Source organism: Streptomyces sp. NPDC037273 (assembly GCF_055603625.1).
In genome coordinates this window covers 126450-143449 of sequence record NZ_JBVJVO010000003.1, presented here as the reverse complement: position 1 = coordinate 143449, position 17000 = coordinate 126450, and the positions used below count along the sequence as shown (strand labels likewise).

General features: G+C 70.8%; 12 protein-coding genes. 5 read left to right on the top strand and 7 right to left on the bottom strand.

Going from position 1 to position 17000, the window contains the following annotated elements:
* The 5 genes from ACZ7G1_RS09950 to ACZ7G1_RS09930 form a co-directional block, all read right to left on the bottom strand.
* Positions 1-954, bottom strand: coding sequence for an ABC transporter permease (locus ACZ7G1_RS09950; protein ID WP_470872646.1), 954 nt, complete (start codon positions 952-954; stop codon positions 1-3).
* Positions 947-1879: an ABC transporter permease gene (locus tag ACZ7G1_RS09945; RefSeq protein ID WP_470872789.1), complete on the bottom strand. Its 933-nt coding sequence runs from the start codon at positions 1877-1879 to the stop codon at positions 947-949. The genes ACZ7G1_RS09950 and ACZ7G1_RS09945 overlap by 8 nt, the downstream gene beginning before the upstream one ends.
* Before the next feature lie 171 nt (positions 1880-2050).
* Complete coding sequence (locus tag ACZ7G1_RS09940; RefSeq protein ID WP_470872648.1) at positions 2051-3691, bottom strand: peptide ABC transporter substrate-binding protein; 1641 nt, start codon at positions 3689-3691, stop codon at positions 2051-2053.
* 532 nt (positions 3692-4223) lie between these two features.
* Complete coding sequence (gene typA / locus ACZ7G1_RS09935; protein ID WP_470872649.1) at positions 4224-6125, bottom strand: translational GTPase TypA; 1902 nt, start codon at positions 6123-6125, stop codon at positions 4224-4226.
* Positions 6126-6397: 272 nt separating this feature from the next.
* The gene (locus tag ACZ7G1_RS09930; RefSeq protein WP_470872651.1) at positions 6398-8770 is read right to left on the bottom strand and encodes an ABC transporter family substrate-binding protein; all 2373 of its coding nucleotides are present in this window, start codon (positions 8768-8770) and stop codon (positions 6398-6400) included.
* A 247-nt stretch (positions 8771-9017) separates the two neighbouring features.
* Here ACZ7G1_RS09930 and ACZ7G1_RS09925 point away from each other — a divergent pair, with 247 nt between their 5' ends.
* The 4 genes from ACZ7G1_RS09925 to ACZ7G1_RS09910 are packed head-to-tail and all read left to right on the top strand — an operon-like array spanning position 9018 to position 12763.
* Entirely contained in the window at positions 9018-9245 is a 228-nt protein-coding gene (locus ACZ7G1_RS09925; RefSeq protein WP_470872653.1) for a hypothetical protein, read from the top strand.
* A 32-nt stretch (positions 9246-9277) separates the two neighbouring features.
* The gene (locus ACZ7G1_RS09920; protein WP_470872655.1) at positions 9278-10108 is read left to right on the top strand and encodes a hypothetical protein; all 831 of its coding nucleotides are present in this window, start codon (positions 9278-9280) and stop codon (positions 10106-10108) included.
* A gap of 10 nt (positions 10109-10118) precedes the next feature.
* Positions 10119-11996, top strand: a complete 1878-nt coding sequence (locus ACZ7G1_RS09915; RefSeq protein ID WP_470872791.1) for a fumarate reductase/succinate dehydrogenase flavoprotein subunit — start codon at positions 10119-10121, stop codon at positions 11994-11996.
* Positions 11993-12763 (top strand): succinate dehydrogenase/fumarate reductase iron-sulfur subunit, encoded by a 771-nt coding sequence (locus ACZ7G1_RS09910; protein ID WP_470872657.1) that lies wholly within the window; start codon positions 11993-11995, stop codon positions 12761-12763. The genes ACZ7G1_RS09915 and ACZ7G1_RS09910 overlap by 4 nt, the downstream gene beginning before the upstream one ends.
* On the opposite strand, the gene ACZ7G1_RS09905 is transcribed toward ACZ7G1_RS09910, so the two are convergent.
* Positions 12744-13583 (bottom strand): transglutaminase-like domain-containing protein, encoded by an 840-nt coding sequence (locus ACZ7G1_RS09905; RefSeq protein ID WP_470872658.1) that lies wholly within the window; start codon positions 13581-13583, stop codon positions 12744-12746. The two genes, ACZ7G1_RS09910 and ACZ7G1_RS09905, sit on opposite strands and share 20 nt — an antisense overlap.
* Positions 13584-13671: 88 nt before the next feature.
* Positions 13672-14808: a glycoside hydrolase family 18 protein gene (locus tag ACZ7G1_RS09900; protein WP_470872660.1), complete on the bottom strand. Its 1137-nt coding sequence runs from the start codon at positions 14806-14808 to the stop codon at positions 13672-13674.
* 12 nt (positions 14809-14820) lie between these two features.
* Here ACZ7G1_RS09900 and ACZ7G1_RS09895 point away from each other — a divergent pair, with 12 nt between their 5' ends.
* The gene (locus ACZ7G1_RS09895) at positions 14821-16929 is read left to right on the top strand and encodes a TPM domain-containing protein (protein ID WP_470872661.1); all 2109 of its coding nucleotides are present in this window, start codon (positions 14821-14823) and stop codon (positions 16927-16929) included.
* Positions 16930-17000: the final 71 nt, after the last annotated feature.

The window sequence follows — 17000 nt, the reverse complement described above, 5'->3', positions numbered from 1 at the left end:
TCAGCGCAGCTTGGGGTCGAGGGCGTTGCGGACGGCTTCGCCGAGCATGATGAACGCCAGAACGGTGATGCTCAGCATGATCGAGGGCCAGAGCAGGACGTGCGGGGCCACTCGGATCTGGGCGACACCGGCGGAGATGTCGACGCCCCACGAGACGGTCGGGGCGGCGAGGCCGAGACCGAGGTAGGACAGGGTCGCCTCGGCGGAGATGTAACCGCCGAGCGCGATGGTCGCGACGACGATGACGGGGGCCATGGCGTTCGGCAGGATGTGCCGGAAGAGGATCCGGGTGGTGCCGGCGCCGAGGGCCTTCGCCGCGTGGACGTAGTCGGCCTGCTTGATGGTGATCACGGCACCGCGCATGACGCGGGTGATCTGCGTCCAGCCGAGGAACGCGAGGGCGAAGACGACGACCCAGACGGTCCGCTCGACGAACGCCTGCAGGACGACCATGGCGCCGAGCAGGAACGGGATGCCGAAGAAGACGTCGGTGAGCCGGGACAGGACGGCGTCGATCATGCCGCCGAAGTAGCCCGAGATCATGCCCATGATGCCGCCGACGACGGTGACGATCGCGGTGACCGCGATGCCGACCGTGACCGAGGCGCTGGTGCCGTGGATCAGTCGGGCGTAGACGGAACGGCCCTGCTGGTCATAGCCCAGCCACTCCGGCGAGCCGATCTTGCTGAGCTCGGGCTTGCTCAGGAAGTGGTGGACCAGGTCACCGGCGGTCGGGGACGCGCTGGTGAAGAGGGTCGGCCACACGGAGATCAGCAGCAGCAGCGCGATCAGCACGGACGACACGATGAAGTACGGGTTGCGGCGCAGGTCGGCCCAGGCGTCGCCCCAGAGGGAGCGGGCCTTCTCCGGCTTCTCCACCGGCGCGGAGGCGTCCACCGAGGGGGTGGCGACGGCGTCCTCGACGGTGGCGGCGGTCTTGGTCACGTCAGGCATACCGGATCCTCGGGTCCAGGACCGCGTACAGCAGGTCGATGAGCAGGCTGGTGACGAGGTAGACGATCACCAGGATGGTGACCAGGCCGACCAGGGTGGCGCCTTCACGACGGGAGATCGATTCGGCGATGACACCGCCGACACCCTTGATGTTGAAGATCGACTCGGTGACGATCGCGCCGCCCATGAGGGCGCCGATGTCGGTACCGAGGAAGGTGATCACGGGGATCATCGAGTTGCGCATCAGGTGGACGCCGATGACGCGGCGGCGCGGCAGGCCCTTGGCGACGGCGGTGCGCATGTAGTCGGCGCGCAGGTTCTCCGCCATCGAGGTACGGGTCAGTCGGGCCACGTACGCGAGGGAGAGGCAGCCGAGCACGATGGCCGGCGCGAGCAGCTCGCCCCACTGGGGCTGGGTGCTGACGTTCGGCTCGATCCAGCCCAGGTTGAAGGCGAAGACCATCTTGATGATGAAGCCGAGGACGAAGACCGGGACCGAGATGATCAGCAGGGTGAAGATCAGGATCAGGTTGTCCGCGAGACGGCCGGCCTTGAGGCCGCCGATGATGCCCAGGCCGATGCCGAAGATCAGCTCGATCGCGAAGGCCAGGGTCGCCAGCTGGAGGGTGATGGGGAACGCGTCGCCCAGCACGTCGGTGACCGGCAGACCGTTGCGGATCTGGGTACCGAAGTCCAGGTGCAGGAGCATGTCCCGCATATAGATGAGGTACTGCTGCCATGTCGGCTTGTCGAGACCCAGCTCGTGGCGCTTGGCGGCGAGCGTCGCCGGGTCGGCGCCCTTGTCGCCGAACATCGCCAGCACGGGGTCACCGGGCAGGCTGTGCACCATGAGGAAGATCAGCAGGGTGGTCCCGAGGAATACCGGGATCATCTGGAGCAGTCGTCGTGCGACATAACGCCCCATCATGCCTCCGTTGAGATGTGACAGCGGCAACCAACGGGCCCTCCCCCGACAAGGCATGCCCGGATAGGGCATGGGTTGTCGTGGAAGGGCCCCCCGGCCGCTGCGTAAGGCACCGTCACGGGGCTGACGTCGCGTCAGCCCCGGATCGGCGTGCGGACTACGCTTGGGTGATTACTTCTTGACCTCGACGGCGTCCAGGATCGGGTCGCCGTCCTGGCCGTACGTCACACCGGAGATCTTCTCCGAGAAGCCCGCGTTGACCTTGTAGTACCAGAGCGGGATGGAGGGCATGTACTTCACGAGCTCCTTCTCCACCTCCTGGTACTGCTTCACCGACTGCTCGAGGCTGGGAGCCGAGTCCGCCTTGAGGATCTTGGCGTCCAGCTCCTTGACGGAGAAGCCACCCTGGTTGCCCGCCGCGGTGCTCAGGAACAGGTCCTTGATGAAGTTCGCGTTCACCGGGTAGTCGAGCGACCAGGCGGAACGGTACAGGGACTTGACCTGCTTCGTCTTGCGAGCGGTCAGGTCGGCCTGGAAGTCCGTCTTGCTGTCGCCGACGCACTCGACGCTGGTGGACTGGGTGATGCTGTTGCAGACAGCGTCGACCCACTCCTTGTGACCGCCATCCGCGTTGAACTGGATGAAGATCTTGTTGCCGGGGACGCCGCCACCGGCCTTGATGAGCTCCTTGGCCTTGGCCGGGTCGAACTTCGTGACCTCACCCGCGGCGTTCTCCTGGTAGCCCAGGATGCCCTTCGGGACCCAGCCCGTCGCCGGCTCACGGGTGCCCTGGAGCACCGTCTTCGTGATGGTGGCGCGGTCGATCGCCATCGAGAGGCCCTGGATGACGCGGACGTCGACCGGCTTGGGCTTCTTCCACTGGTCCGCGTAGAACGCGACACCGATGGACTGGATGGCGGCGTGGTCGGCGTCGACCGCGCGGTTGCCCAGGTCCTGGTGGTAGACCGGGAGGTCCTTCGGACCGATCTGGCGGATGACGTCGAGGTTGCCCGACTTCAGGTCCTCGTAGGCGGTCTCGAGGGTGGTGTAGTTCTTGAAGATCACACCACCGTTCTTCGCCTTGTTCGGGCCCTTGTAGCCGTCGAAGCGGACGATCTCGATCTGCTTCTTGTGGTCCCAGCTCTTGAACTTGTAGGGACCGTTGCCGACCGGCTTCTCGGCGGCGGCCTTCGGGTTCGCGTAGAAGGACGCGGCGAGCGGCGCGAACGGCGTGTACGCGAGCTTGTGGCCGAAGTACGGGACGGCCGCGGTCAGCTCGATGGTGAAGGTGTTGTCGTCCTGCACCTTCAGGCCGGCCAGGGTCTTGGCGGTCGCCTTGGCGCCCTCCGCCTCCGGGTGGACCTTGTCGTAACCGACGATGTCGGAGAACCACGAGGAGAGGCCCATGGCGTTGTCGATGTGGGCGTTCCAGTTCCACGCGTCCACGTAGGACTTCGCGGTGACCGGGGTGCCGTCGTGGAAGGTCCAGCCCGGCTTGAGCTTGACCGTCCAGGTCTTCGAGTCGGTCGTGGTGAGCGACTCGGCGTTGACCATCTCCAGCGAACCATCGGCCTTGTAGGCGACGAGGTTCGAGTAGATCGCCTTCATCACGCCGGCACCGTTCGACTCCATGGTGTCGCCGGTGTAGAGCAGCTTCTCCGGCTCGCCCAGGTCGGTCGTGAAGATCCCGTTCGGGTCCACAGCGCCCTTGGCGTCCGAGCCGCCTTCACTCTTGCCCCCGCCACAGGCGGTAGCAGCCAGGGCGACGATGATCGCGCCCGTTACCCACTTGGCGCTCTTGGCACCGCGCATGGGTTCCTCCTCATGAGTCCACTATGTCGCTACATGGGGGGCACTTCGAGTCTCGCCGACACCCCTGACGGCGTTGCACTCATGTGCCCCGAGTGTGCTCGTGAGTCGGCACTCCCCACAGTGCGTGACCCATTGACCCGAGCTCAATGGAGCCAACTATTAAGTACGTCCGGGCTGTAAACCACACTTAAGCGGTCTCGTTTTGACAACATCACCGGGGCTCGGGATACCGAAATCCGGACAAAGTGAGTTCAGACAGACACCCCCGAAACGGACTGTTAATACACGTTCCGGAGAGCGACGCCCGATATCCGGACAACCGGTCCTCGTATTGGACTTGACGTCCGACCCTACAGCCGCGCACCCCTGACGTGGTGTCGGACGTCACATTCCGCCGGAAGCCCGGCATCCCCTGAGGGATGCCGGGCTTCCGAACGCCGGTGCTCCCGGCGGGTTTCGGCACACGGCCGGGCCCCGGCGGAAAGCCGCCGGGGCCCGGTCACATGAGCGTGCGTGTCCTACCGGACCCGCATCAGCCGTTCTTGGCGCGGGAGGACGCCCGGCCACGCGCGTTCTGGTCGAGGATGACCTTGCGGATGCGCACGGCCTCCGGGGTCACCTCGACGCACTCGTCGTCGCGGCAGAACTCCAGGGACTGCTCCAGGGAGAGCTTCCGCGGCGGGACGATCGCCTCGAAGGAGTCGGCGGAGGAGGAGCGCATGTTGGTGAGCTTCTTCTCCTTGGTGATGTTCACGTCCATGTCGTCGGAGCGGGAGTTCTCGCCGACGATCATGCCCTCGTACACCTCGGTGCCGGGGTCGGTGAACAGGACGCCGCGCTCCTGGAGGTTCGTCATCGCGAAGGCGGTGACGGCGCCGGCGCGGTCGGCGACCAGCGAACCGTTGTTACGGGTCGTCAGCGTGCCGAACCACGGCTCGTGGCCCTCGTGGATGGAGTGGGCGATGCCCGTACCGCGGGTGTTGGTGAGGAACTCCGTACGGAAGCCGATGAGGCCACGGGACGGAACGACGAACTCCATGCGCACCCAGCCGGAGCCGTGGTTCGACATGTTGTCCATGCGGCCCTTGCGGACGCCCATGAGCTGCGTGACCGCGCCCATGTGCTCCTCGGGGACGTCGACCGTGAGGCGCTCGACGGGCTCGTGGACCTTGCCGTCGACGAGCTTGGTGACGACCTGCGGCTTGCCGATGGTGAGCTCGAAGCCCTCGCGGCGCATCTGCTCGACCAGGATGGCGAGCGCGAGCTCACCGCGGCCCTGGACCTCCCAGGCGTCGGGGCGCTCGGTGTCGAGGACGCGGAGCGAGACGTTACCGATCAGCTCGCGGTCCAGACGGTCCTTGACCTGGCGGGCGGTGACCTTGCGGTTCTTGACGGCGGACTTGGCGTCCGCGCCCTTGCCCGTGCCACCGCGGCCGACGAGCGGCGAGGTGTTGGTGCCGATGGTCATGGAGATGGCCGGCTGGTCGACCGTGATCAGCGGGAGCGCGATCGGGTTCTCCGGGTCGGCCAGGGTCTCGCCGATCATGATGTCCGGGATACCGGCGACGGCGCAGATGTCACCGGGGCCGGCGACCTCGGCCGGCTTGCGGGTGAGCGCCTCGGTCATCATCAGCTCGGTGATGCGGACGTTGGAGATCGTGCCGTCACGCTTGATCCACGCGACCGTCTGGCCCTTGCGCAGCTCGCCCTGCTCGACGCGGAGGAGCGCGATGCGGCCGAGGAAGTTGTCGGCGTCCAGGTTGGTGACGTGGGCCTGGAGGGGGGCCTCCTCGTCGTACACCGGGGCCGGGACGTGCTCCAGGATGGCCGAGAAGAACGGCTCCAGGTTGTCGCTGTCCTGCGGGACCGTGCCGTTCTCCGGCTTGGTCAGCGAGGCGATGCCGTCACGGCCGCAGGCGTAGACGATCGGGAACTCGATCTGGTCCTCGTCCGCGTCCAGGTCGAGGAAGAGGTCGTAGGTCTCGTTGACGACCTCGTCGATCCGGGAGTCCGGGCGGTCCGTCTTGTTGATGCAGAGGATGACGGGCTTGCGCTGCTGGAGGGCCTTGCGCAGCACGAAGCGGGTCTGCGGGAGCGGACCCTCGGAGGCGTCCACGAGGAGGACGACCGCGTCCACCATCGACAGACCGCGCTCGACCTCGCCACCGAAGTCGGCGTGACCGGGGGTGTCGATGATGTTGATCGTGATCGGGGCCCCGCCGTCCTTGGGGTGATACTTCACCGCCGTGTTCTTGGCGAGGATCGTGATGCCCTTCTCACGCTCCAGGTCGTTCGAGTCCATCATGCGGTCGTCGAGCTGCTGGTGGGCGGCGAAGGCACCGGCCTGCTTGAGCATGGCGTCGACGATGGTCGTCTTGCCATGGTCGACGTGGGCGACGATGGCGACGTTACGGATGTCGTGGCGCGTGGGCATGGGTGCTTGCGCTTCTCTCGGATCGTGGGATGCGGCGTCAGTTCCTCGTACGCCCGCCGGGCGGACGCGCCACGGCTATGTCCTATGGTACGGGGCTGCCGCGCAAGGGGCTTCCCCGCCCGCTGTCCGAGAGGGTCTACTGAGAGTTTTCAAGGGTGTGGGGAACGTCATGGCGCCCGGGTCAAGGGCCGACGCGATCCTGCCCGCCGGGTTCGCCGGCGGGCAAGGAAGTTGAGCTGCTTCTGAGGTTGTGACCAGCGACTTCGGAGGTTTCAGCGCTTTCGTTCCGCGCCTTTGGAGGTTTCGGCCTTCCGGAAGCCGATGTCCTGGAAGCGGGGGGCCGCCAGGCCCCAGGCTCCCGCGTTCACCAGATCGGCCTTCGCGGCGACGAGCTGGGGGCGCTGGTAGAGGGGGATGGAGCCGGCCGCGGCCCAGATCCGGGCGTCGGCCTGGCGGACGAGCTCGCGGGCCTCCTCCTCGTCGAGCGTACCCGCGGCCTGGTCGAAGAGCTGGTCGATGCGGTCGGTGCCGACCCGCGAGTAGTTCTGCTCGACCAGGAGGGAGCCGTCCGAGGCGGGCTCGGGCTTGGCGAAGATCGGCCGGGCGTCGGTCGCGGGGAAGGCGGAGGCGGGCCAGGAGTAGAGGGCGAGGTCGTAGTCGCCGGCGGCGATGTGGTCCTTGAAGAAGCTGTCGTCCGAGACCTTGGTCACTTCGGTACGGATGCCCACGGCGTCCAGCATCCGCACGATCCGGTCGCCGACGGCACGGAGCGACTCGGAGCCGGGCCCGGAGGGCAGGACGAAGCGGAGGCTGAGGGCCTTGCCGTCCTTGCCGAGGGCCCGGACGGCCTCGGGGGCGGTGACGGGGGCGGCGGTGCCGCGGGGGGCGTAGGCGCCGGCCACGCCCCGGTCCGGCTTGACGGCGGAGTGGACGCCGGTGCGGGCGCCCGAGCCGGTGCCGGTGTCGAGGGCCTCGGCGCGGGCGAGGAGCGCGGCGCTCTGGCGGGCGGCGGCGGGGGCCGGGGCGAGGATGTTGGTGCCGTTCTCGGGGCCGCCCGCGCCGATGACGGGGGCGGGGACGGCGCGGCGGTCGCCGGGCTTGTCGTCGCCGACGATGTAGAGGCCCTCGTCGGACGCGGTGTCGCCCGCCCGCTTCTTGGCGTCGCCGGCGTCGGCTTCGCCCTTGGCCGCCTTGGCCTTCTTCTCGGCCTCGCTGCCCGCCTTCGTACCGGCGGGCTTCCTGGCGGCGCCGCCGGGGACCCAGCCCGCGTCGGCGAGCAGGGCCCGCGCCTCCTTGGTGTCCTGGTCGCCGAGCGCGTCGCTGCTGTCGGCGTAGGCGGCCTGGCCGGCGAGGGCCAGGTGGCTGCCGGGGGGTTCGGCGGGGAGGCCGAGCGGCTTGAGTACGGATTCGGCCAGCTCCTGGCGGTTGATGGTGCGGGCCACCGCGCGCCGTACCCGCTCGTCGGCGAGGGGTCCGGATTCGCCGTTGAGCGAGAGCTGGGTGTAGGCGGGTTCGAGGGACTTGCGGACGCGGTATCCGGCCAGGGTGTCCTGGGCGGCCGCGTAGCGGGCGATGGCCTGCTGGTTCTTCTTCCGGGCGGCCTGGACCTCCTCGGCCTTCTCCTCGTCGGAGCCGTGGGCGAGCGCCCAGGACTTCAGCGCCTTGGAGGGGGTGATCCCGGAGCCGGGGCCGTGGGCGAGGGCGGCCTGCGCGCCGTTGCGGCCGGCGCCGGCGTCGCGGAGCGCGAGGGAGATCCGTTCGGCGGTGGACCGGTCGATCTCGGCCAGGTCGAGCTTGCCGGCGGCGAGGGCGGCCGCCCGCTCGGCGCGGGGGACGGCGGCGAGGACGATGCTGTCGAGCTTGGCGCCCTGCCCCCACCAGCGGGGGTTGCGGGTGAGCGTGACGTTGCCGCCCTTGCGGTCGAGCGACTTCAGCAGGAACGGTCCTGCAGTGGCCTTGAGGGTGGTGCGCGCCCCGTCGTTGAAGGAGCCCGGAGACCCCATCACCTGCTTCGGGTAGAGCGGGGTGAAGAGGGACCGCCAGTCGGCGTAGGGCTTGGCGAAGGTGACCCGTACCTCCAGGTCGTTCTTGCCGCGCTCGATCTTCTCGATCCGCTCGTACCCGGAGTTGCGGGCGGTCCAGTACGCGGTGTCGCGGCCGCTCAGCGCCCGCCACTGGGCCACGAAGTCGGGCGCCCCGATCTCGCGTCCGTCGCTCCACACCGCCTGCTGGTTGAGCTTGTAGAGGACGACCTGCCGGGGCTCGGTCTCGATGACCTCGGCCGACTCCAGGTAGTCGGGGTTCCGCTGCGGCCGGCCGCGCTCGTCGAGCGTGTAGAGGGCCGGCAGCACCGCGGCCGCGATGCGGGCGGTGGCGCCGTCGGCGTCGGCCTGGAAGCTGTTGAGGGTGCTGGGCATCGCGTCGACGGCCCAGCGCACGGTGCCGCCGTCGGCGACCCGGTCGCGCGCCGCGGGCGCGTTGTCCAGCGCGGCGGCGCGGGACTCGTCGCCCTCGTCGCCGGAGCCGCAGCCCGCGAGCACGGTGACGGCGAGGACCGCACTGGTGAGGGTCGCGACGGAGCGGAGCGTGCGGGAGCGGGGGCTCCTGGAGCATGTCCTCCCGCGAGGGGCGCCGATCTGGGACATGACGTGTACCCCTTCGTCCAGATTTATTCCATTTGGAGATGATCAGACCTATTGCTCATACACTGAAAAGGACGGAGCGGATCCGGCCACGGCGACACGGCGGCACGTCCGGCAAAGCCCACTCGTGCGGCGCAACGCCCGCCGCCCGGGCGCTCCGGACGAGTGGAATCCCGTGCACATGGCTTCCCAAGCGGGATGTGACGCGCGACACTCCTGCCGAAGCCGCTCGCGGAAGTGAGGGCAACCCATGTCCGTTCAGGACGATCTGGCGGCCGTCAAGCGCCGTCTGCAGGACCTGGAGCACACGGTCGAAGAGCTGGAGCGCCGCGTCGGGGCGGAGCGGGGCACGGCTCCCGCGCCGGCCGGCGGCCGCGCCGAGAGCCTGGTGACCATCCCCGACACCCCGTACGACAGCGGACTGTGGACGGACACCGACGACGAGGGACTGGGAGCCCGCGACCGCCACGCGCCCTAGGACGTACCGGCACCCGACCGTAGGAGGCCCTGTTGGCCGCAGGTACGCAGCCCCCGTCGAGTCCCCGGGCGGTGACGGGGGTCCGCTCCCCCGGACGCGCCGCCATCACCGCCCGCCATCTGCGCACCGACCGCTGGTGGCTCGCCCCCGCCGCCACCGCGGCGGGGCTGCTCGCCTTCGTCGCCTACTCGACCTGGCGGGCCTTCGCGAACGCCGACTACTACGCCGCCCCCTACGTCTCCCCGTTCTACTCGCCGTGCCTCGCGGAGAACTGCGTCCCGATGCGCGGCGGACCGAACGCGGAGCTCTTCGGCAGCTGGTGGGGCCTCTCCCCCGCCCTGCTCATCCTGGTCTTCCCGCTGGGCTTCCGGCTCACCTGCTACTACTACCGCAAGGCGTACTACCGGGGGTTCTGGGCGTCTCCCCCGGCCTGCGCGGTCGCCGAACCCCACCGCGCGTACACCGGCGAGACGCGGTTCCCGCTGATCCTGCAGAACGTCCACCGGTACTTCTTCTACGCGGCGGTGCCGGTCGCCGGAATCCTCACGTACGACACCGTCCTCACCTTCCGCGACGCCTCCTACGGCTGGGGGCACGCGGGCCTCGGAACCCTGCTCTTCCTGCTCAACATCGCCCTCATCTGGGCGTACACCCTCTCCTGCCACTCCTGCCGGCACATCGTCGGCGGCCGGCTGCGGCACTTCTCGAAGCACCCCGTCCGCTACCGGCTGTGGACCTGGACCGGGCGGCTCAACCGGCACCACATGCGGCTCGCCTGGGCCTCGCTGATCAGCGTCGCCGTCTGCGACCTGTACGTCTACCTGCTCGCCACCGGCGCCTTCGACGACCCGAGGTTCTTCTGACATGAGTCCTGTGAGCTCCGTGGAACGGCAGCGGTGGGACGTGGTCGTGGTCGGCGCGGGCGGCGCCGGACTGCGGGCCGCGATCGAGGCGCGCCGGGCCGGCGCCCGCACCGCCGTCGTCTGCAAGTCCCTCTTCGGCAAGGCGCACACCGTGATGGCCGAGGGCGGCATCGCCGCGTCCATGGCGAACGCCAACGAACACGACGACTGGAAGACCCACTTCCGCGACACCATGCGCGGCGGGAAGTTCCTCAACCAGTGGCGGATGGCCGAGCTGCACGCCCAGGAGGCCCCCGAGCGGGTCTGGGAGCTGGAGACCTGGGGCGCGCTCTTCGACCGCACCCCGGACGGCCGGATCGCCCAGCGCAACTTCGGCGGCCACGAGTACCCGCGGCTCGCGCACGTCGGCGACCGCACCGGCCTCGAACTGCTCCGGACCCTCCAGCAGAAGGCCGTCTCGCTCCAGCAGGAGGACCACCGCGACACCGGCGACCACGAGGCACACCTCAAGGTCTTCCAGGAGTACACCGTCACCCGCATCCTCAAGGACGCCGCCGGGAAGGTCGCGGGCGTCTTCTGTTACGAGCGGGAGACCGGGCGCTTCCTCGTCCTGGAGGCGCCCGCGGTCGTCCTCGCCACCGGCGGCATCGGCAAGTCCTTCAAGGTCACCTCGAACTCCTGGGAGTACACCGGCGACGGCCACGCGCTCGCCCTGCTCGCCGGGGCGCCCCTGGTGAACATGGAGTTCGTGCAGTTCCACCCGACCGGCATGGTCTGGCCGCCGTCGGTGAAGGGCATCCTCGTCACCGAGTCCGTACGCGGTGACGGCGGCGTCCTGCGGAACTCCGACGGCAAGCGGTTCATGTTCGACTACGTCCCCGACGTCTTCAAGGAGAAGTACGCGGAGACCGAGGAGGAGGGCGACCGCTGGTACGAGGACCCCGAGAACAACCGGCGCCCGCCCGAACTGCTCCCCCGCGACGAGGTCGCGCGGGCCATCAACTCCGAGGTCAAGGCCGGCCGCGGCTCCCCGCACGGCGGGGTGTTCCTCGACGTGTCGACCCGGCTGCCCGCCGAGGCCATCCGGCGCCGGCTGCCCTCCATGTACCACCAGTTCAAGGAGCTGGCCGACGTCGACATCACCGCCGAGGCCATGGAGGTCGGGCCGACCTGCCACTACGTGATGGGCGGCGTCGCCGTCGACTCGGAGACGGCGGCCGCCGTCGGCGTCCCCGGGCTCTTCGCCTGCGGCGAGGTGGCCGGCGGCATGCACGGCTCCAACCGGCTCGGCGGCAACTCCCTCTCCGACCTGCTCGTCTTCGGCCGCCGGGCCGGACTCCACGCGGCGGCGTACGCGGTGGCCGAGGCGGGCGACGGGATCCTCCCGGCCGACGTGGAAGCCGCGAGGGCGGAGGCCCTCGCCCCCTTCGACGGCGGCGGGGAGAACCCGTACACCCTCCACCAGGAGCTCCAGCAGACGATGAACGACCTCGTCGGGATCATCCGGCGGGAGAGCGAGATGGCCGAGGCCCTGGAGCGGATCGACGCCCTCCGCGAGCGGGCCGCGCGGGTCGCCGTCGAGGGACACCGGCAGTTCAACCCCGGCTGGCACCTCGCCCTCGACCTGCGGAACATGCTGCTCGTCAGCGAGTGCGTGGCCCGGGCGGCCCTGGAGCGCACCGAATCCCGCGGCGGGCACACCCGCGAGGACCGTCCCGTCATGGAACGCTCGTGGCGGCCGGTGAACCTGCTGTGCCGGATCGCCGGAGGAGGCGCGGGCATCGCCTTGGAACGGGTCCGCACCGAGCCCGTACGGGCCGATCTGCTCGCGCTGTTCGACAAGGAAGAGCTGGCGAAGTACCTGGCGGAGGAGGAGCTGGAGGCATGAGCACCTATCAGGCCCACTTCCGGATCTGGCGGGGCGACGCCGGGGGCGGCGAGCTGACCGACTACACGGTCGAGGTGCACGACGGCGAGGTCGTCCTCGACATCGTCCACCGGCTCCAGGCCACCCAGACCCCGGACCTGGCCGTGCGCTGGAACTGCAAGGCGGGCAAGTGCGGCTCGTGCTCCGCCGAGATCAACGGGCGGCCGCGGCTGATGTGCATGACCCGGATGTCGGTCTTCGGGCCGGACGAGGTGATCACCGTGACCCCGCTGCGGGCCTTCCCCGTCATCCGCGACCTGGTCACGGACGTCTCCTTCAACTACGCGAAGGCCCGGGAGATCCCCGCGTTCGTCCCGCCCGCCGGGGTCGCCCCCGGCGAGTACCGGATGCGGCAGGAGGACGTGGACCGCTCGCAGGAGTTCCGGAAGTGCATCGAGTGCTTCCTGTGCCAGGACACCTGTCACGTCGTGCGCGACCACGAGGAGAACAAGGAGGCCTTCGCCGGGCCCCGCTTCCTGATGCGGGTCGCGGAGCTCGACATGCACCCCCTGGACGCGGCGGAGGAGGTCGGCATCGACCGGCGGCGGACCGCCCAGGACGAGCACGGCCTCGGCTACTGCAACATCACGAAGTGCTGTACGGAGGTGTGCCCGGAGTCCATCCGGATCACCGACAACGCGCTGATCCCGCTGAAGGAGCGGGTCGTGGACCGCAAGTACGACCCGCTCGTCTGGCTCGGGAAGACGATCAGGCGGCGGAGCTCCTAGCCGCGCCGTCCGCCGTCCCGCCCGCACCCGCGCTCCATCGGCCGAGGACCGGCTCGGCGAGGGTGCGGGCCGTGCGGCACATCGTCTGGCCGTGCCGGGCGAAGAGCTCGTCGCGCGAGGAGAAGCGGCCGAGGTCCGTCCTGAGGTGCGCGGACAGATCGCAGGGGGCGGAGCCGGCGCAGGCGGCCGGCGCGTCCCAGTCGACGGTGGTCCGGGCGACGGCCTCGAAGAGCGTCTCCGCGCCGGAGTTGGTGAACCCGCCGCCGTGCTCGGCCGGGTCGAGCCCGGTGAACAGCTCGGCGATCGGCACCCAGGTGCGCTCGGCGCCGGCCGAGGTCCCGGCCGCGTCGAGGTGGAACTCCGGCCAGGCGAGCAGGACTTCCTCCGGGACGAAGGCGCGGAGCTTCGGGAACCTCGGGTACCAGAAGGTGCCGTCGACGAGCAGGCCCCGCACCCGGGTCGCCACCCCGAGGGACCGGGCCACCGCTTCCAGGACCGCCATCCGCTGGCTGCACGAGCCGCGGCCGAGCCGCAGCGTGCGCGACACCCGGCGCAGGTCCTCCACGGAGTAGACCGGCCGGATCGCGGTGACGAGGATGCCGTGCGCCACCTGGAGCCGGGCGCGGTCGGTGACCGCCCCGCGCGCCTCGGACTCGCGCAGCACCCGCTCCACCAGCGCGGTCACCAGCGGGTGCTCACGGTCGAGGATCGGTGTGGGCTCGGTGGACCCGGCGACCTCCGGCGCGCCCTCCGGCGCTTCCCCGGTGCGGGCGTTGGCGGACCTGGCAGGCCTGACGGGCATCAGCAGACGGCTGGTCATGACGTACTCCCCCTCGGTCACGGCCCACCCGGGCCGCTCGGCCCCATCCTCCTCCGCCCCGCGCGCCCCCGACAGCCGGGGTCCCCGCTCAGTGCCAGCCCTCGCGGTAGGCGGCCCAGTCGGCCTCGCGGGCGGCGAAGTCGACGTAGAGGGCGAGGCCGAAGCGCTCGCGGCCGGGGTCCGTACGGCCGAGGCCGAGGCGCGCGCCCCGGACGGCCGCGGCGACGGTCTCCGCGTCGTCGTGGTGGCCGAGGTCGTCCTCGTGGAAGAACGGGAGCCCCATGAGCAGGTCGGTGGACTCGGGGGTGACTTCCAGGGCGAGGCTGGTCTGCTGGGCGACGTACCCGCCGTAGAGGCTCTCCAAAGGCATCCAGGTGTCGTACGACATGAGGGCTATCTGGTCGACGCGCCGGGCGACCTCGCCGAAGAACTCCTGCGACCACCACTTCTCGCTGCCGCTGAGCGCGCCGTTCACCGCGTGGGCGCCCGGCAGCGGGTCTATCTGGTGGGCGGCGACGGAGAGCTGGGCCTTGCGGGGGCGGGTCAGCTTCCCGAGGTCGTCGAGGAGGGAGAGGTAGTTCCGGTCGTCGGAGTGCAGGGGTTCCAGGTCGAAGTGGACGCCGTCGAAGCCGGCGTCGAGGATCTGCCGGGCCGAGCCGGTCACCGCCCGCCGCGAGCCGGCGTCCTCAAGGCGCAGCCCCACGGGTCCCTCGGTGGCCAGGACGTCGCCGAGCCAGGCCTGGACCCGTATCCCCGGCATGGTCCGGTGGACCCCGTCGATCAGCCACTTCGCCCGGGGGTAGCGCGCCGCCGGGAGCGTGCCGTCGTGTTCGAGGGGTCCGGCGTGCACGTACAGGTCGCGTATCCCCGTGCCCTTGAGCCGGGCGGCCAGCGCCGTGAGGTCGGCGTCCTTCTTCCGTCCGTCGACCCAGGCGTGGCCGATCCAGAAGGCGTCCTTGCCGCGCGTCCTGGCGTCGTCCCTGAGGTCTCCGGCGTAACTGACGCGGAGGGCGAGGGCGCCGAAGAGCGGGGGCACGACGAGGAGCAGGACGAGGCCGAGGACCCACCAGCGTCCCCGCCGCCACCACCGCCGCAGTCGTCCGTTCAACCCGAGCCCCCCGAAGGTCGTCGCGCCACTGGAACCACCGTAGGGGCGGCCACTGACAGTGACGCCGTGGGGAAGGGAACGGTTTCCGTCCGGTCGCGGCGCCCCATAGCCGGACATAACCTCCCCTTTGTGACGCGAATAGCCACCCGAGCCCTTCTCGCAGCACTGGTGGCGGCGTGGTGGCTCCTCGTGCCCGCCGTTCACGGTGCCCGCGCCGACGACCCCGTCGACCTGTCCCGCGACGGCCAGATCACCGACCGGGTGGGCGCCCTCGGCGACCGCCGCGCCTCGGTGGTCCAGGCCCTCGACGGGCTGTACGACGACCGGCGCGTCCAGCTCTTCGTCGTCTACGTGCGGGACTTCTCCGGGCGTACGGGCCAGGGCTGGGCCGACGCCACCGCCGAGCGCAACGGCCTCGGGGCCGAGGACGTCCTGCTCGCCGTCGCCACCCACGACCGGCAGTACGGCTACTCCGCCGACCCCGACTCCCGCTTCACCCAGGCCCAGCTGGACGACGTGGCGCGCACCGCGATCGAACCCGCGCTGCGGCAGAACGACTGGGCGGGCGCCGCCATCGGCGCCGCGAACGGCTACTCCGCCGTCCTCGCCGGACAGCCTGTCCCCGTCCCCGCCATCACCTCCGGCCCCGCCGACCCCGGTGCCGCCGCCGACGACGGAACCTCGGGCTCCGACCTGATCCTGCCGGTGGTCCTCGTCGGCGGCGCCGGAGCCGTGGCGGCCTACGCGTACGCCAAACGGCGCCGGCGCACCGAGACCCGCACCACCCCGCGCGGCGGCCAGGGCTGGGGCGCCCCGCAGGAGCCCGCGCCGCCCAGCCTGGACGAGCTCGACGGCCGGGCCCGCCACGCCCTGGTCGCCACCGACGACGCCGTACGCACCAGCCAGGAGGAGCTCGGCTTCGCGTCGGCCCAGTTCGGCGAGGAGGCGGTCCGCCCCTTCACCGAGGCCGTCGGCTTCGCCAAGGAACAGCTGACGGCCTCGTTCCGGCTGCGGCAGAAGCTCGACGACGCCTTCCCCGAGGACGACCCCACCCGCCGGGCCATGCTGGAGGAGATCCTCCGCCGCTGCGCCGAGGCCGACGCCCGGCTCGACGCCGAGACCGAGGACTTCGACCGGCTCAGGGCCCTGGAGCGGACCGCGCCCGAGGCGCTGACCACGGTCGAGGCGGCCTTCCGGGAGCAGACCGGACGGGTGGGCATGGCCGAGGCGGCGCTGACCGCCATGCGCGAGCGGTACGCCGAGACGGCCGCCTCCCCGGTCGCCGGCGACGTCGAACAGGCGAAGGACCGGCTCGTGTTCGCGACGACCCACGTCAACCAGGCCCGCCAGATGATCGACGGCGGCGACAACGGCGGCGCCGCCGTCCACATCCGGGCCGCCGAGGGAGCCGTCGACCAGGCGGCCCGGCTGATCGAGGCCGTGGACCGCAGGGCGCAGGAGCTCGCGGAGGCGGTGGGCAAGCTGTCGGGCGCCCTGTCGGAGACGGACGCCGATCTGGCGGACGCCCGCGGCCTGCTCGGCGGCACCGCCGAGGGCGTGTCCACGGCCGACCTCCGGGGCCGGATCGCCCGCGCCGAGTCGGTCGTCGCCGAGGTGCGGCGCGCCGTGGACGCCGGGCGGTACGACCCGATCGACGCTCTGCGGCGGGTCGAGGAGGCCGACACGGCGCTCGACGAGGCCCTGGAGGGCGCGCGGGAGCGCGAATCGGGCAGCCGGCGCGCCCGCGCGCTCCTCGACCAGGCGATGCTGACGGCCCGTTCGGCGATCGGAGCGGCCTCGGACTACATCACCACGCACCGGGGCGCGGTGGGCAGCGAGGCCCGTACGCGCCTGGCCGAGGCCCAGCGCCGCTGGGACGAGGCCCAGTCCCTCACGGCCGCCGAGGACCCGCAGGCCGCGCTCGCGCAGGCCCAGCAGGCGGACGCGCTGGCCCGCCGCGCCCAGGACCTCGCCGAACAGGACGTCCGCCGGTATGGGAACCCGAACGGCCTGGGCGGTGTATCAGGAGTGGGAGGAAGCGGTGGCGGCGGGCTCGGCGGGGCCGTGCTCGGCGGCATCATCCTCGGCGGACTGTTCGGAGGGGGACGGGGAGGCGGACATGGGGGGTTCGGTGGAAGTTCGGGCGGGGGTTTCGGGGGCGGTGGCTTCGGCGGCGGGCCCGGCAGCTTCGGCGGCAGCGGCACGCGCGGCCGGCTGGGCGGCGGCGGGCGTTTCTGAGGGATGCCGTCGCCCTCCCCTCTCCCTCTCACCCAAGGACCTCAAGGGCCTCAAGGACCTCAAGGAGAAAT

What these genes read in the sequence shown, in the direction of transcription:
- ACZ7G1_RS09900 (WP_470872660.1), bottom strand. Translation starts at nt 14,808, where the DNA reads ATGTCCGGCTATGGGGCGCCGCGACCGGACGGAAACCGTTCCCTTCCC.
- ACZ7G1_RS09930 (WP_470872651.1), bottom strand. Translation starts at nt 8,770, where the DNA reads ATGTCCCAGATCGGCGCCCCTCGCGGGAGGACATGCTCCAGGAGCCCC.
- typA (WP_470872649.1), bottom strand. Translation starts at nt 6,125, where the DNA reads ATGCCCACGCGCCACGACATCCGTAACGTCGCCATCGTCGCCCACGTC.
- ACZ7G1_RS09905 (WP_470872658.1), bottom strand. Translation starts at nt 13,583, where the DNA reads ATGACCAGCCGTCTGCTGATGCCCGTCAGGCCTGCCAGGTCCGCCAAC.
- ACZ7G1_RS09925 (WP_470872653.1), top strand. Translation starts at nt 9,018, where the DNA reads ATGTCCGTTCAGGACGATCTGGCGGCCGTCAAGCGCCGTCTGCAGGAC.
- ACZ7G1_RS09940 (WP_470872648.1), bottom strand. Translation starts at nt 3,691, where the DNA reads ATGCGCGGTGCCAAGAGCGCCAAGTGGGTAACGGGCGCGATCATCGTC.
- ACZ7G1_RS09945 (WP_470872789.1), bottom strand. Translation starts at nt 1,879, where the DNA reads ATGGGGCGTTATGTCGCACGACGACTGCTCCAGATGATCCCGGTATTC.
- ACZ7G1_RS09950 (WP_470872646.1), bottom strand. Translation starts at nt 954, where the DNA reads ATGCCTGACGTGACCAAGACCGCCGCCACCGTCGAGGACGCCGTCGCC.
- ACZ7G1_RS09910 (WP_470872657.1), top strand. Translation starts at nt 11,993, where the DNA reads ATGAGCACCTATCAGGCCCACTTCCGGATCTGGCGGGGCGACGCCGGG.